The organism is Oceanobacillus sp. CAU 1775 (assembly GCF_054482815.1).
Window position 1 is genome coordinate 47,700 of the sequence record NZ_JBTLRO010000001.1, and the last position, 15,870, is coordinate 63,569.

Here is a 15,870-nt window from a genome sequence, read left to right on the forward strand (position 1 = left end):
AAATATGGGAAAAAAAGTACTGATTGTTGGTGGGGTTGCTGGTGGAGCTTCTGTCGCTGCACGAGTCAGAAGATTAGATGAAAGTGCAGAGATTATTATGTTTGAAAAAGGTCCTCATGTCTCCTTTTCAAACTGTTCGTTACCTTATCATTTAAGCGGTATTGTAGAAGATAGCGAAAAACTTGTTTTAATGTCTCCCGATATCTTTAAGAGTCGCTACAATATTGAAGCTAGGGTACAACAGGAAGTTATTCAAATTAATCGGGATAAGAAAACAATCACTGTAAAAGATTTGATCTCAGATAAAACATACGAAGAGGGCTATGATAAATTGGTGCTTTCCCCCGGTGCTTCACCTATTCGACCAAATTTAGAAGGCATAGACAATTCTAATGTTTTTACAGTACGTAACGTAGTCGATATTGAGAATATCAATTCATATATCAAGCAAAAAGGTATGAAGGATATCGCGGTCATCGGTGGTGGCTTTATTGGAGTAGAGGTTGCAGAAAATCTTAAACTTGCAGACTATAATGTAACATTAGTTGAGTTTGCAAATCAAGTAATAGCACCATTTGATTACGATATGGCTCAAATCCTTCATAAAGAAATGGTGGATCACGGAGTTGAACTTATTCTAGATGATGGGTTAGCTAAAATTTCTGATGGATATATTACAACAAACTCCGGTAGGAAAATTGATGCGCAGGCAGTGGTATTAGCGATTGGTGTAAGACCTGAAACCAACTTGGCTAAGGAGGCAGGTCTTGAGATTGGAGAAACAGGAGCTATTAAAGTCGACTCCAATTACTTAACAAGTGATAGAGATATTTATGCAGTTGGGGATGCCATTGAAGTGTATCATCGTTTGTTACAAAAACAAACAAGACTAGCACTAGCCGGGCCAGCCCAAAAACAAGCCAGAGTGGCCGCAGACCATATGCATGGAATTCCAACTAGAAATATCGGTGTAATCGGATCATCATCCATCCACCTCTTTGATTTAAATGCAGCATCTACTGGACTTAATGCAAGAACAGCTGAGCAAGCAGGAATGATGTACGATTATGTTTACTTAATGCCGGGAGATAAAGTGGGACTCATGCCAGACAGCAATCCAATGCATTTTAAATTGGTTTATGAATATCCAACAGGTCGAATCTTAGGTGCGCAGGCAATTGGTAAAGGAAATGTAGATAAACGAATTGATGTTATTGCAACCATGATTACAATGAATGGTACGTTGGAAGATTTGAAAGATCTAGAATTGACCTACTCACCAATGCTAGGAACGGCTAAAGATGTCGTTAATCATGCCGCTTTAGTAGGGCTAAATCTACTAAAAGGCAGATACAAAGAAGTCAAAGTTTCCCAAGTTCGAGAACTGGTAGAAAGTAATGCTTTTATTATTGATGCACGAGAACAAGGTGAATATAATACAGGTCATTTTAAAAACGCAGTTAATATTCCTTTAAGTGAGTTTAGACAGAGACTTGATGAAATTCCAAAAGATCAACCTGTATACATTCACTGTCGTTCAGGTCAAAGAAGTTATAATATGGTAATGGCATTACAAAATTTAGGATATGAGAATGTATACAACATTTCTGGTTCCTATTTGGGTGTAAATCTTTATGAATACTTTAATGATTTAGTTACTGGTAGAGAAAGAATAGTAACGGAATATAATTTTAAATAGATTGACTTAAAATCTGAAGAATATTATTTAACAGTAATGAAACGGAGGTACATTATTTGGTGTATCCTCCATATATTTTCTATTCTTATGATGTGTATAAGTTTTGTTAAAGAAAGCAAAAGCGACTAATAGAAAATAATATTGAAATCTTGACAATATACCTTATGGGGTATATTATTGTTTATGTAATCCTTATTAAAAGGTGATCAATTATGATTATATATTTGCTAAGTGCGGTTATTGTTTTATTATGTTATGAATTATTTAGAAGGTACTTCCCAATTAAGGGGATAACTTGTAAAAATAGAATTGGCGAAAAGGATATCGTTATATTAGATTTAAGAGATTTCAACGAAAAAGGAACTTTAAAAAATGTGGCAATGCAGATACCTTACGCTTATTTGAGAAGACACTACAGTGAGATTCCGGATCAGTCACTTCATGTTGTTGCGAGTGATCGAATGGATATTAATCTAGGTGTGAGATTTTTATTAAGAAAAGGATATAGTGTTAGTAGTTTCGAGATTATAGGTTGTGCATGTAAAGGAGGAATAATAGATGGAGTATGATAAATCTGTTATAAATCGTTTAAAACGTATTGAAGGCCAAATTAGAGGCGTATTAAATATGATTGAGCAAAATAAAGATTGTAGGGAAGTAATCACTCAATTATCAGCATCGCGTACTGGTATTGATCGTACAATTGGATTAATTGTAAGCATGAATTTAGAACAATGTGTTCGAGAGAATATTGAAAATGGTGAAGACACGAAAGAACTTGTAAAAGAAGCAGTAAATTTATTAGTTAAAAGTAGATAAAGGTTCTAACAATTTTCTTACTAAAAGGAAATTTAACAGCCTTTTTCTTTTTAAATAAATTATACCCCGCTGGGTATATGGGTGAGTTGAAATCCTAATAGAAGTAATCAAATGAAACAATTAGAACAGAAGGTAAAATGACATCAGATAAAAGTTAAGAAAAGAGAAGGTGAAGGTAGAGTGGATATTATACAATGGATTTTTATTATTTTGATCGCACTCTTTGTGATCAATCGTTTTATTCCCAAAAAGGGCATTACGAATATAACTGTTCAAGAAGCAAAAGATAAAATTAAGGATAAAAGTGTTCAATTTATAGATGTCCGTACACCGGGTGAATATAAAGCAAATCATCACAAACCGTTTAAAAATATCCCACTTTCCAATTTGCCTAGCCAAGTAGACAAATTGGAAAAAGATAAAGAAGTTGTTGTTATATGTCAAAGCGGAATGAGAAGTGCAAAAGCAGCAAATATGCTGAAAAAACAAGGATTCGAAAATATCTACAATGTAAAAGGTGGAATGAGTGCTTGGTATTAGAAAGGATGACAAGAGATGGCAAAACAAATAGCACCAGAAGAAGTAGCTAAACGTCTTCAAAATAGTGAAGAAGTATTCATAATTGATGTTCGTGAAAATGGAGAAGTAGCTAGTGGTAAAATTCCAAATGCCAACAACATTCCATTAGGTCAGCTTGCATTACGAAAAGGTGAATTAGACAAGGATAAGAACTACGTGGTTGTTTGTCAATCTGGTAACCGAAGTAAAGCTGCCTGTGGAATACTTGAAGCATTAGGTTTCAAAGTTGAAGATATGATCGGTGGAATGAATAATTGGAATGGAAATATTGAATAAAAGCTAAGTAGATAGGAGTGAAATCAAAAGATGTTTCATTACACAATAGAGACAAACAAATCTATAGAAGATGCCATTAAGTCATTGGAAGTAAATTTAAAGGAAGAAAAGTTTGGTGTTCAGTGGCAGTTTGACATTAAGGAAACATTACAAAAGAAAGGATATGAACTAGACCATCCATTTACTGTTTTAGAAGTATGTAACCCTATAGAAGCCCAGCGTGTGTTGTCAACGAATCAGTTAATTGGATATTTCCTTCCATGTAAAATCGTTGTTTACGAGGATGATAAAGGGAAAACTAACATAGGGCTACCAAAACCAACTGCTTTAATTCAAATGGTAGAAGATGAAGAATTACAGGAAATTGCAACCGACATTGAAGAAAGATTGATTGCCTGTATTGATAAAAGTAAGTAATCAAGTGAATTTTAATAGGGATTTTGAGTTAATAAAAGAGGTTATGAACAAATGAATCAAACTGTCACGGTATATACATCAAGCTTCTGCCCAGTCTGCGGAATGGTAAAAAGCTTTCTAAACTCCTTTGATATCACTTATAAAGAAGTAATTGTAGACTTGAATCCTATAGCAAGGATGAAAGTGATAGGAAAAACGAAAAGATTAACGGTTCCACAAACCAATATAAATGGAGAGTGGATAAGCGGGTTTGATCCGGAGAGAATGTTAAAGATATTAATTAAATGATCTCGTACTACAACGAATACGTAAAGACAGTAAGGATATAAACATTCTTTACTGTTTTTTTGTGATATAAAAATAAAGTGATTTCAGCAAAAAGGCATTATTCTAGCTTTAATATTCTTCTAACAAGGGTAACTTTTATGTACAACATTAGAATTTAATACAGTGGCTTGTTAAATACAATATATGGTAACTATTAATAGTTACCAATATAAGATACTATGCAGAGTAATAGAACAATCAAGTTAGTGAAATGCAGTGCCAGTCAATGTTTGAGTTGGTATCTATTAATGGTTACCATTCATATGTTAATGGCTATTTTTATGTTAGTGATTATCAAATGAGTGTATTACTTTGAATAATGGTTACTATTAATCGTAACTAATAGTAAAAGTGAATAGAAAGGTGAGAGATGTAACTGAAGGGAAAGTGTTGATACGATAGTTTTTATTCATAGTATCCAATAATGGTTACCAATGATGTTTTATGTATCAGTCATTCCAAATGAATGACTGTGCGTGAAAAGCAATAATCAGTATTTACGTAGTGTTTTATATAATTGATTTACATTTAGTCCTAAAGGGTGAACGATAAGTTTTAAGCCGGATTCTTTTAGTCTCTTTATAACTGCTGAGTCCGACTTAAATCGTTGTAGTATATTTTTTGTTCTATTAATTCCATCACTAAAACTGGAACGATTTGATAAGCTGTTATCGACAATAACAATATCCATGATATGAAGAACTTCTGGATTCTTTTCAGCAAGGATTGCGTATTTAAATAACTTTTGAGCTAGGGTTTCGATAGGCTCCGTTCCCATATCCATCTCAATATTTATTATAGCGTCCCTTACTTCTGGTGTTCCTTTTAGTTTAATAATCCAGTCTGGTTTTACTATTGTCATCGTAGCTCCATTTAATTTATTGCCCGCTTTACTTCCTGTAGTCATATATTTTGCTATTTCCGCATGAAATGCTCCGTTATTTTGTCGATGTAGGTTTTTATGTTTTCTTACCCATTCGGTATATGGATACATTGCTGGTGAATAGGAAAATGAAGTTTGATTATAAATGATTGGATACTTTGTTTTATTTGTATTTGGATCTTTAATAGCTTTCTTATTAAAGGTTGTTAATATATTTAGTGCTGCTTGTTGTGTTGCAATAAAGTGCAACAAGTTTTTCTTTTGATTAAATTTATATATTTTTGGTTTGTTGTATGATTCGTCTAGAAGTCCACTTTCTATTAATACATCAACAGCCTTACTTCCGATTGCCAAGAATTTAAAACGTTCCCCTTCAAAACCCTTAGAATAATGTTCAGAACGAATTAGATGATAGTCCTCAAACTTTCTGATTCGATTTTTAAAACTATATTCTTTAATCCCCAATTCGAATAAGTGTTTAGCAGCTTGATAGAATTGCTGCAAAGTTAATAACCGCTGTTGTTCTAAAAATGCTAATAACTTTAAATCTGTATTAGTAAGTTCTAATCGTTGTCTCGCATTTTTCTTTAAGATGATTTTATCTTGCATTTGTTTTTTTCTCCTTTCCCTTTGGGTGAATGATATTTGCTTGCCAGAACACTTTTAGAATTTCAATTTTCACTATTATTGTCAGCTATATAAAAGGTTGATTACATGCATGCTATTTCAGTAAGTAATATACTTCTCCTGAATAATTAACTTAAATGCTGCTAATTTTTATCAGTAACCTTATTATTTGGGTGGTTAATGGTGAATGAAAAGTGTTCTTTAAATAGTGTACTGTCAAATTTTGATATTCCTAGTCCTATAAAATAAAAGAAGTAAATTCAATAGTGAGTGGGTATTTATAAAATAAAAGTAAAAAGACTTGCAATATAAAATCATCGTTGTATAATGATAGTCAAATAAATAAATTGATCGACTTTCTCAACAACAAGGGAAAAACCCAAGAGGAAGTAGTGAAATGTACACAAAATTACGTGTATATATTTTGCTACGTCTGTCTTGGGTTTTTCTCTTTTTTATTTAAAAATCCAAATGGCAGACGTAGATGAGGAGATGATAATCAGGAAACAAAATTCTACCTACATTAAAAAACAAATTAAATTAAGAGGTGAGAGATTCAATTGCAGAAAATAAAAAAGGCTGTCATCAGAGAAGACTTGGTAGAATTAACAGGTAGTATGGAAGAAGCTGTAATCTTAGGTCAATTAATTTACTGGATAGATCGTATGAAAGATGCTGGTAAATACAAGGTTGAAGAAAGAGAACGCTTAGAAAATCATTTAACAGATTCTTTTAAACACGGTTGGATTTATAAAAAAGCTGAGGAATTGGCTGAGGAAGTAATGCTTGGTGTGTCACCTAATACGATTCGAAAGTATTTAGGTAAAGTAGTAGAAAAGGATTATGTTAAAAGACGAAATAACCCTCGGTATAAGTGGGATAAGACATTACAATATCGTGTGAACTTAGTGAAAGTCATCATAGATTTAAGTAATTTAGGATATCCAATAGATGATTACAAACAGTTATTACGAATGGAAGAAAATGATACTTCGAGTAAACAAACTGTTTCTCCGAATGTGGAAAAAAGTGATTCGAAGCTCAATGATTGCGCTGCAATACCAGAGATTACTACAGAGATTACTCCAAAAATTAATACAGAGACTTCTTCGTCGAGTGAATGGATTGAAGATGACATTACTATTTATGATTCAAATCAATTTGAATTAATTAGTAAAATCTACTTGAGCCTTAGTAATAACATGCAGCTATCGGCTAATGACCAAAAGGCGATTAAGGATGTTGTTGGAGAGAATTGGGAGACTGATCGAATTATTGGTTGGATAAAGGAATGTTTTGATAACTTTAAACCAAAACACAAGTTAGATAATATCCGGTCATTTCGTTATGTTGCAAACTATATATTTGATCAAGCCTATAAATATGAACAGGAGGTTTTAGAGGATGAACAAGCTACAGGATATATTGACCAAGATGAATATTTCCAGCGATACGGTTCAGCAATTCAAGAAGCCGGGGAAATTAACGAAGGCGACAGATGATTGTATGTACAGAGAATGTGACGGCACTGGACTGATTCATGAAATCAGAGAAGATGGGTCTGAGGTCGCTATAATGTGTAAATGCAGAGAATATAAAGAACTGTTGCGTGAAATTAAGACTGCTAGAATTCCAGATGACTATTTAAATAAAAGAGTTCATGATTTTGATACGAAAATCTATCAGGTGAAGGATAGTGTGGGAGTTGCACAATATGCTAAGAAGATTGCAACACGTTATATTGAACAGTATCTAGAGATGGAGGAAATGGGGAAAGGATTATACTTCTACAGTAATACAAAGGGGTCTGGAAAAACACTTCTATCAATTGCCATTACCAATGAACTCATTATCAAGTATAAGATAAAGCCAGTGTATATTTCTGTAGTAAATATGCTAAATGAGATGAAGCATTCATTTTCTAGTAAAGACTCTAATAGAACCTTTTATAGTTTAATGGAGTCGTTTAAGCATGCCCCATTACTCGTAATGGATGACCTTGGTGTAGAGAAAACAACAGATTGGTCAGAGGAAGTTTTGACGCAAATCTTAGATGAGCGAATGAGTTACAAAAGACCAACTATTATCACATCTAATATGCCAATACAGTCACTCCAAAATAAGTATCCGGCTGGGAGGATAAAGAGTCGTATTGAAAAGATGACATTCCCAGTTGTTATGCCTGAAGAGAGTGTAAGAGAAATAATATCTAAAAAGGAAAATGAAGAAGTAGCAAAGATGTTTTTTAAATGAAGTGGATTAATGTGTTTGATCTCTTAAAATATAGAAATAGATTGTTAAAATATAATTATAACAGTCAAAAGATAGAATCGAATATAGCAATAAAAAGGGAAAACCCCATTTCTATAGAGTGACAGCGATGTGTGTATGCTGCAGTCTTTTAAAGGTGGTTTTCTCTTTTTGTTTATCTTGAAGAATACGCAATTAACAAAAGGAGGGGAAAATTAAAACATGAAAATCATTGTTAAGGATTCCAATAAACTACGAGCAATTTTAATTGAAAAAGGGTTTTCCCAACGAGAGTTTTCGAGACATACCGGATTAAGTGAAAATTACTTTAACCAAATTGTTAATCATAAGAAAAACCCTAGCCCAGCGGTTGCAAAGAAAATATCAAATCAATTGGATTTAGAATTTCATGATGTTTTTCAGATTGAAAAGTAACCAGAGCAAGAAGAGGTTGAGTAAGTCCAATATTCTGTAGATACACAAGATAAAAGTAACTGTTCTAAAATTAATTAATTTAAAAGGAGAGATTTATATTATGAAATGTGCAGCATATGTAAGAACATCAAGCAAAGAGCATAGTGAGTATAGTTTATCAATACAGGTGAAAGCGATAGAGGAATATATCGATAGTCAAAATTGGCAGTTGTGTAAGATTTATAAAGATGAAAATAGTTTGGGACCGGGATTAAATGTGGGACTTCAGAGAGCGATAAAAGCTGCTAAAGTAGAGAAAATTGAGGTAATCATTTCTGTGACAGCTTCTCGTTTATTCAGATACTACGAACAAGCAATTCCTTTACAGGATCTTTGTCAACAACAAAAAGTAAATATTATTGCATTAGATAATAGTATTAATACTTTTGGAGGAAATAACTAGTTAATTAATAGATCCTTATGGATGATTAATCAGGTTGGAGTATCAGTTAATTAAAAAAAGAAAAGCAAACCGTGGTGATTGTTTAGTCAAGGCTAGATAATAACTACGGTTTTACTAAGTTCTGATGAAAAAGGTTCGCTGATTGTTCAATACCTAAATGTTTTTGCAATTGTACAAGGAACGATTAGAAATCTCGTTGTTATTCCTTTCCCTACATAATTCTAATTAGTTACTAAAGCCCCATGTTACCATTTGACTGCAAACCATTTTACTATTACAATATAAATATATTGACTCAGACAATATTCAAAGGTAGGTGATCAATTGATAGGTTTAGAATACATCTTAGATCTTTATGGGATGCAGCACGTCGAATTAGCTGAAAAGCTTGGCATCAAAAAGCAAAATATAAACTTATGGATTAAGAGAAAACAAAATATCTCTAAAAAACATCTACCTACTTTGGAGAATATCTTTGGTATAGAGGCTAAATACTTTTCTAAAGAATTAACCGAATTAGAAAAACTGGAGATTCAAAAGGAAAAACTAAAACAAGACCTACATCCAGTTATCATGAAGCATGAGGAACAATTTCTAATTGGAAAAGAAAACGACCTTGTTGAAGTTCCTATTTATGATAAAGAGGAAATAAATCAAATTGAGCATGACATTGAAAAAGCAAGGCTCATAGAAAAGTTTCGAGACATGGTAAACCATGTAGAACACCAACCTTATTTAGATACATTTAAGTTAGTTTTGGAACTTTTAGATAAAGCACAGCATGAACCAACTTTTCATAAAACAATTGAAGGTTTAGCTCATTATTTAGAAGTACTACCAGACTGGGTGTCTACAGGCCCTGAACAGGATGAATTTGAAAGCGAATTATTTGAAGTACTAGATGACCATAACTATTAAAAGGAGTATTAGAATATGGAAACAGCAAAGATTGGATTCGAGGAAACATTATGGAAAGCCGCAGATAAACTACGTGGAAGTATGGATGCATCAGAATATAAACACGTTGCATTAGGATTAATTTTCTTGAAATACATTTCTGATAAATTTGAAACAAAGTATAAAGAGTTAGTCGAAGAAGGCGATGGATTTGAAGAAGATCGTGACGAATATACATACGAAAATATCTTCTGGGTTCCTAAAGAAGCACGCTGGGACTTCATTAAAGACCATGCAAAAGATCCGAGAATTGGGCAATACATTGATGAAGCAATGATTGCAATTGAGAAAGAAAACCCATCATTACGTGGGGTATTAGATAAGCGTTATGCACGCCCAGAGCTTGATAAACGTCGTTTAGGTGAACTGATTGACTTGATTTCAACCATTAAACTACACAGTAAAGAAGAAAAGGATTTACTTGGTCGTATTTACGAATATTTCTTAGGTAAATTTGCTAGTGCAGAGGGTAAAGGCGGTGGAGAGTTCTATACACCACAAAGCGTCGTACAAACATTGGTAGAAATGATTGAACCATATGAGGGGCGAATCTATGATCCTTGCTGCGGAAGTGGTGGTATGTTTGTTCAGAGTGAAAAATTCGTAGAACGTCGACAAGGGAAAATAGAGAACTTATCTATTTATGGTCAAGAGTTGAACTCAACAACTTGGAAGCTATGTAAGATGAATCTTGCTATTCGTGGACTTGAAGGAAACATCGGAGAACATCATGCGGATACATTCCATAATGACCTGCATAAAAGTTTAAAGGCAGACTATATCTTGGCGAATCCTCCTTTCAATATTAGTGACTGGGGAGGAAATGAATTAGTAGACGATGTTCGTTGGAAATATGGTACTCCGCCGAATGGAAATGCCAACTATGCTTGGTTGCAGCATATTATTTATCACCTTGCACCAAATGGTACAGCTGGAATTGTATTAGCGAATGGTTCATTAAGCTCGAACACATCCAATGAAGGAGAAATTCGAAAAAACTTACTAGAGGAAGATTTGGTAGATGCTATTGTTGCTTTACCAGATAGATTATTTTATTCAACAGGTATTGAGGTTTCTTTATGGATACTAAATCGTAATAAGAAAAGTAACCCAAACTATCTAAGTCATGAAAATGAGATTTTGTTTATTGATGCTCGCAACATGGGGAAAATGGTAGATCGTCGTTTACGTGAATTAACAGAAGATGACATTCAGAAGATTGCCGGAGCCTATAGAAATTGGCGTAAAGCAGATAAAGAGTATAAAGATATTAAAGGATTCTGTAAATCGGCTACATTAGATGAAGTTCGTAAAAACGAATATGTGCTTACTCCCGGACGTTATGTTGGATTGAGGGAAGTAGAGGATGATGGTATTCCGTTCGAAGAGAAAATGGAGACTCTCACCGGAGAATTAAAAGAGTTATTCGATAAATCCCACCGATTGGAAGAAGAAATTAAGAAGAATTTAGGAGGGATTGGATATGAGCTTTAAAGAATCTGAGGTAGGTTTTATCCCTGAAAATTGGGATGTGGTTGAGTTAAAGTCAAAAGCCATTATCACAATGGGACAATCTCCGAAGTCAGAGTCATATAACAGTGAAGGTTTAGGAATACCTTTCATGCAGGGAAGAAAAACATTCGGTGATAAATATCATGATATAGATACTTGGTGTACTGATCCGAAGAGGCTTGCTGATAAAGGTGATATTTTAATGAGTGTTCGCGCTCCGGTTGGGGATGTAAATGTAGCAACTACTGATTTATGTATAGGACGTGGATTAGCAAGCCTTAAAATGCTTAACGGTAATAATGAGTTTTTGTACTATTTATTAAAAAGCTATGTTGGAGAAATAACTAGTAGAGAAACAGGTACTGTTTTTGCATCTATAAACAAAAAGGGTTTAGAGACAATTAAGTTACCTTTTCCCAGTGAGAAAGAACAAAGAGCAATAGCAAAAATTCTTACAACCTTAGACAAAAAAATTGAGATAAATAATCAAATCAATGAAAAGCTGGAAGAAATGGCTCAAGCGATGTTTAAACATTGGTTTGTTGATTTTGAATTTCCGAATGAAAATGGTAATCCTTATAAATTAAGTGGTGGAGAAATGGTTATGAGTGAATTGGGGATGATACCAAAGTCTTGGGAAATAAAAAGCTTAGGCGACATTACAGCGTTGATTATTGATCACCGTGGTAAAACCCCGAAAAAACTAGGTGGCGATTGGTCACAAATAGGATATACAGCAATATCTGCAAAGAATATTAAAAACAATAGAATTGTAAGAAGTGATGACTTTAAATATCTTGATGAGAATCTTTATAAGAAGTGGATGAAGGATACTTTAGATGAAGGAGATATATTGATGACCTCAGAAGCTCCATTAGGTGAAACTTTATATCTAGCTGAAAAGGAAGAATACGTTCTTAGTCAAAGACTATATGGTATTCGAGCAAATCCAAAAATTATATTTCCTTCATTATTATTTATGAGTATTAATTCTACTAGTGTAAAAGAAAACATTAATAATAGAGCAACGGGAACTACAGTAACTGGAATTAGACAATCAGAATTACGGAAAGTTCCGATTATTATCCCACCCATGAAAATACAAGAGCAATTAAATAAAACTATAAATGCATGTTTAAAAAAGGTTTATTATAACGAAAAGGAAAATAGAAAGTTGCAATTGATTCGTGATACCCTTCTTCCTAAAATAATGACAGGGGAAATTAATGTACCAATCGATGATGAAGTTTCTTTAAAAGGTTAAAAATAAAACTAAGTAACGCTTTTGAAAGGAGAGAGGTGAATGAGCTTTTTAGAAAATTTTACAGAAGACAAGTTAGAAGAAGCAGCAATTGAAATTCTTCAAGAGCTTGGCTACGAATATATCTTCGGACCTGAAATTAGTTCAGACGGAGAAAGACCTGAACGGAAAGATTACCGAACAATTATTCTAGAAGACCGTGTGAAAGATGCTTTATTTAAGAATAACAGGCATTTGCCACACGAAGCCTTGGAAGAAGCGTTTCGACAAATTATTGCATTTAATAGCCCAAGTCTTGAAGAAAACAACCGTTATTTTCACAAATTGATGACCGAGGGAATAGACGTATCGTTTCATAAAGAAGGTCAAAATCGCTCTATGAAGGCCTTTTTAATTGATTTTGAAGAGCCTTCAAACAATGAATTCCTTGTTATAAATCAATTTACCATTGTTGAAAAAGAAGAGAGACGACCAGATCTGGTTTTATTCATTAACGGTATTCCTTTTGTAGTAATTGAGTTAAAATCTGCCTCGGATGAAAATGTAAGTATTGATAATGCCTATGCACAGATTCAAACGTATAAACGTGATATTCCTTCCTTGTTCTATTATAATGCGTTTTGTATCTTATCCGACGGGATTAATGCCAAATCAGGAACAATTACTGCTAATCAGGAACGTTTTATGAATTGGCGTTCGGTGGATGGAGAAACAATTGAACCTATGGAAGTCCCTCAATATGAAGTTATGTTGAGAGGAATGCTTTCTAAAGACCGTTTGATTGATATCATTCAAAACTTTATTCTTTTTCAGGAATCTCATGAGGAAGATCGTGATGAAAATGGTAACAAAATTGGTGATAAGAAGACCATTGCTAAAATAATGGCGGCATATCATCAATATTTTGCAGTTAAAAAGGCTGTAGAACATACGAAAACAGCAACAAGTGAAAATGGAGATCGTAAAATCGGTGTTATTTGGCACACTCAAGGGTCTGGGAAAAGCTTTTCAATGGTTTTCTATACAGGTCAACTTATTAATCAGTTAAATAACCCAACCATTGTTGTGATTACGGACCGTAATGATTTAGATGATCAGTTATTTAATACATTTTCTAAATCACAAGATATATTAAGACAAGCACCCAAACAAGCTGATGTTAGGAAGCTCAGTGACGAGCAGAAAAAACAACAGGTCAATGAAAAAGCTACAGAAATAAATGGGTTATATGACCTTTTAAATGAACGACAATCAGGTGGGATTATTTTTACCACTATCCAAAAATTTAAGCCCGAAGAAGAAGGCGAAATGCCTGCCCTAACAGACCGTAGAAATGTCATCATTATTGCCGATGAAGCCCATCGTAGTCAGTATGGATTCTCTGCCAAGACAAATACCCAAACAGGCGATGTTAAATATGGATATGCAAAATATTTACGCGATGCTCTTCCAAACGCCTCTTTTATCGGCTTCACAGGCACACCAATTGAGTTAGAGGATAAGTCAACGCCAGCTGTTTTTGGTAATTATATCGATATTTATGACATGACACGTGCTGTTGAAGATGAGGCAACAGTAAAAATCTATTATGAAAATAGGATTATTCGTTTGGAAGCCAATGAAGAAGAGTTAGCTAGGATAGATGAAGAGTTTGAAGAAATAACAGAAGACCAAGAAGAATCTACACGTGAAAAATATAAGTCTAAATGGTCTCGTCTTGAAGCGATTGTTGGTTCGCCAAATCGTATGAAGCAATTAGCGAAAGATATCGTTCATCATTATGAAGAAAAAGCTAAGACGATTGATGGAAAAGCTATGGTTGTTTGTATGAGCCGTCGAATCTGTGTAGCTCTTTATAATGAAATTGTAAGTCTACGCCCAGATTGGCATTCCGATGATGATGATAAAGGTAAAATTAAAGTAGTCATGACAGGAAGTGCAGGAGATGAAGATGCACTACAAGCCCATATAGGTGGAAAGAAACGCCGTGATTTATTAGCGAAACGAATGAAAGACAATAGTGATGAATTAAAAATCGTAATTGTACGTGATATGTGGCTAACTGGATTTGACGTACCTTCTATGCACACCATGTATATTGACAAGCCAATGCAAGGTCATAATTTAATGCAGGCAATTGCGCGTGTTAACCGTGTATTTAAGGATAAATCAGGTGGAGTTGTTGTTGATTACATTGGTATATTAGAAAGCTTAAAGAAAGCTCTAAATCAATATACAGATAGTGATAAGAAAACAACAGGTATTGATACATCTGCTGCTGTTGCAATTATGAAAGAGAAGTTAGAGATACTACAAGATATGATGCATGGTTATGACTATTCTGCATATATGGGAACTTCTCAAGCCGGACGAATTCGCGCTATTACAGGTGGTATGAATGTAATCTTCGGTAAGAGTGAAAAGGAACAAAAAGAATTTAAACAGACAGCAACAGAACTAGCTAAAGCTCACTCACTTTGTGCGGCAACAGATGAAGGAAAAGAGGTTGCTCTCGAAGTCAGTTATTTTAAAGCGGTTAAAGCAAGTTTAAACAAACTTCAAGAAAAACAGCCAAAGCGAAAGTCAAAGAAAGAAGTAGAGGCTCGTGTAAGTCAATTACTCGAACGATCTATTATTTCTGAGGAAGCAGTAGATGTTTTCGAAGTAATGGGCTTGAAACATCCTGATGTTTCTATCTTATCTGAAGAATTTTTAGAAGAAGTACGCTCATATGAACATAAAAACCTAGCCGTTGAAATGCTTAAAAAATTGCTTGAGGGTAACATTAAGACAATGGAAAAACGTAATCTGGTAAAATCCCAAAAATACTCAGAAAAGCTAAAACAATCATTGAACAAATATAAAAACCAAGCAATTACCAATGCCGAAGTAATGGAAGAGTTAATTCAAATGGCTAAAGACATGAAAAAGGCTCGTCAGGAAGAAGAAGATCTTGGTCTAGATGATGATGAGATTGCATTCTATGACGCTCTAACTTCTGAATCTATTGTAAAAGAGTTAATGGATGATGAGGTATTGCTTAAAATAGCGAATGAGTTAACTCAAGCAATCAGACGTAACATGACGATAGATTGGCATGTCAGAAAAAGCGCTCGCGCTGGAATGAGAAGAATCATTAAGAGACTTCTAAGAAAGTATGACTATCCACCAGATCAAGCAAGAAAGGCATTGGATACTGTTATGCATCAGGCGGAGTTGATGGCGGAGCATACAGAAGTAAGGGATTGGGATATACAGCAAGCAGCAGAATCAAAAGGTGAATATAGATTATAACAGCGAATGTCAGTCATTTTAGAAAGAGTTTAGTGGATAAACTTTTTTGGATGACTGGCATTTTTTTATACCATGACAATCTGTAGAAAAAT

16 protein-coding genes are annotated in these 15,870 nt (G+C 34.0%); 15 read left to right on the plus strand and 1 reads right to left on the minus strand.

The genetic code is table 11. The features are described from left to right. Positions 1-4 precede the first annotated feature (4 nt). The 7 genes from ACXYMZ_RS00275 (at position 5) to ACXYMZ_RS00305 (ending at position 4,078) form a co-directional block, all read left to right on the plus strand. Positions 5-1,699, plus strand: a complete 1,695-nt coding sequence (locus tag ACXYMZ_RS00275) for an FAD-dependent oxidoreductase (protein ID WP_458946320.1) — start codon at positions 5-7, stop codon at positions 1,697-1,699. 212 nt (positions 1,700-1,911) lie between these two features. Then, positions 1,912-2,268: a rhodanese-like domain-containing protein gene (locus ACXYMZ_RS00280; RefSeq protein WP_144925637.1), complete on the plus strand. Its 357-nt coding sequence runs from the start codon at positions 1,912-1,914 to the stop codon at positions 2,266-2,268. After that, a complete protein-coding gene (locus tag ACXYMZ_RS00285; protein ID WP_088051596.1) occupies positions 2,258-2,518 on the plus strand; it encodes a metal-sensitive transcriptional regulator in 261 nt (86 codons plus the stop codon). The genes ACXYMZ_RS00280 and ACXYMZ_RS00285 overlap by 11 nt, the downstream gene beginning before the upstream one ends. Positions 2,519-2,698: 180 nt before the next feature. Further along, complete coding sequence (locus ACXYMZ_RS00290) at positions 2,699-3,058, plus strand: rhodanese-like domain-containing protein (RefSeq protein ID WP_144925640.1); 360 nt, start codon at positions 2,699-2,701, stop codon at positions 3,056-3,058. 15 nt (positions 3,059-3,073) lie between these two features. Next, complete coding sequence (locus ACXYMZ_RS00295) at positions 3,074-3,373, plus strand: rhodanese-like domain-containing protein (protein WP_144925643.1); 300 nt, start codon at positions 3,074-3,076, stop codon at positions 3,371-3,373. Between the two features lie 30 nt (positions 3,374-3,403). Beyond that, complete coding sequence (locus ACXYMZ_RS00300; RefSeq protein ID WP_144925646.1) at positions 3,404-3,790, plus strand: DUF302 domain-containing protein; 387 nt, start codon at positions 3,404-3,406, stop codon at positions 3,788-3,790. Between the two features lie 51 nt (positions 3,791-3,841). After that, positions 3,842-4,078, plus strand: a complete 237-nt coding sequence (locus tag ACXYMZ_RS00305; protein ID WP_144925649.1) for a glutaredoxin family protein — start codon at positions 3,842-3,844, stop codon at positions 4,076-4,078. Positions 4,079-4,607: 529 nt separating this feature from the next. On the opposite strand, the gene ACXYMZ_RS00310 is transcribed toward ACXYMZ_RS00305, so the two are convergent. Then, the gene (locus tag ACXYMZ_RS00310; protein ID WP_458946324.1) at positions 4,608-5,609 is read right to left on the minus strand and encodes a replication-relaxation family protein; all 1,002 of its coding nucleotides are present in this window, start codon (positions 5,607-5,609) and stop codon (positions 4,608-4,610) included. 578 nt (positions 5,610-6,187) lie between these two features. On the opposite strand from ACXYMZ_RS00310, the gene ACXYMZ_RS00315 reads away from it, so the two are divergent. The 8 genes from ACXYMZ_RS00315 to ACXYMZ_RS00350 all read left to right on the plus strand — a co-directional run bounded on the left by ACXYMZ_RS00315 (position 6,188) and on the right by ACXYMZ_RS00350 (position 15,778). Continuing rightward, entirely contained in the window at positions 6,188-7,129 is a 942-nt protein-coding gene (locus ACXYMZ_RS00315; RefSeq protein WP_458946326.1) for a hypothetical protein, read from the plus strand. Positions 7,130-7,133: 4 nt separating this feature from the next. Further along, on the plus strand, positions 7,134-7,880 hold the full coding sequence (locus tag ACXYMZ_RS00320; protein WP_458946328.1) for an ATP-binding protein: 747 nt from the start codon (positions 7,134-7,136) through the stop codon (positions 7,878-7,880). 219 nt (positions 7,881-8,099) lie between these two features. Further along, on the plus strand, positions 8,100-8,312 hold the full coding sequence (locus ACXYMZ_RS00325) for a helix-turn-helix domain-containing protein (RefSeq protein ID WP_458946329.1): 213 nt from the start codon (positions 8,100-8,102) through the stop codon (positions 8,310-8,312). A 100-nt stretch (positions 8,313-8,412) separates the two neighbouring features. Further along, positions 8,413-8,754, plus strand: coding sequence for a recombinase family protein (locus tag ACXYMZ_RS00330; protein WP_458946331.1), 342 nt, complete (start codon positions 8,413-8,415; stop codon positions 8,752-8,754). 324 nt (positions 8,755-9,078) lie between these two features. Beyond that, positions 9,079-9,672 carry a helix-turn-helix domain-containing protein gene (locus ACXYMZ_RS00335; RefSeq protein ID WP_458946333.1) on the plus strand — a complete coding sequence of 198 codons (594 nt, stop codon included), beginning with the start codon at positions 9,079-9,081 and terminating at the stop codon, positions 9,670-9,672. Positions 9,673-9,687: 15 nt separating this feature from the next. Next, the gene (locus ACXYMZ_RS00340) at positions 9,688-11,205 is read left to right on the plus strand and encodes a class I SAM-dependent DNA methyltransferase (RefSeq protein WP_458946335.1); all 1,518 of its coding nucleotides are present in this window, start codon (positions 9,688-9,690) and stop codon (positions 11,203-11,205) included. Next, positions 11,195-12,487, plus strand: coding sequence for a restriction endonuclease subunit S (locus ACXYMZ_RS00345; RefSeq protein WP_458946337.1), 1,293 nt, complete (start codon positions 11,195-11,197; stop codon positions 12,485-12,487). The genes ACXYMZ_RS00340 and ACXYMZ_RS00345 overlap by 11 nt, the downstream gene beginning before the upstream one ends. Positions 12,488-12,526: 39 nt before the next feature. Continuing rightward, positions 12,527-15,778: a type I restriction endonuclease subunit R gene (locus ACXYMZ_RS00350; RefSeq protein ID WP_458946339.1), complete on the plus strand. Its 3,252-nt coding sequence runs from the start codon at positions 12,527-12,529 to the stop codon at positions 15,776-15,778. Positions 15,779-15,870 lie beyond the last annotated feature (92 nt).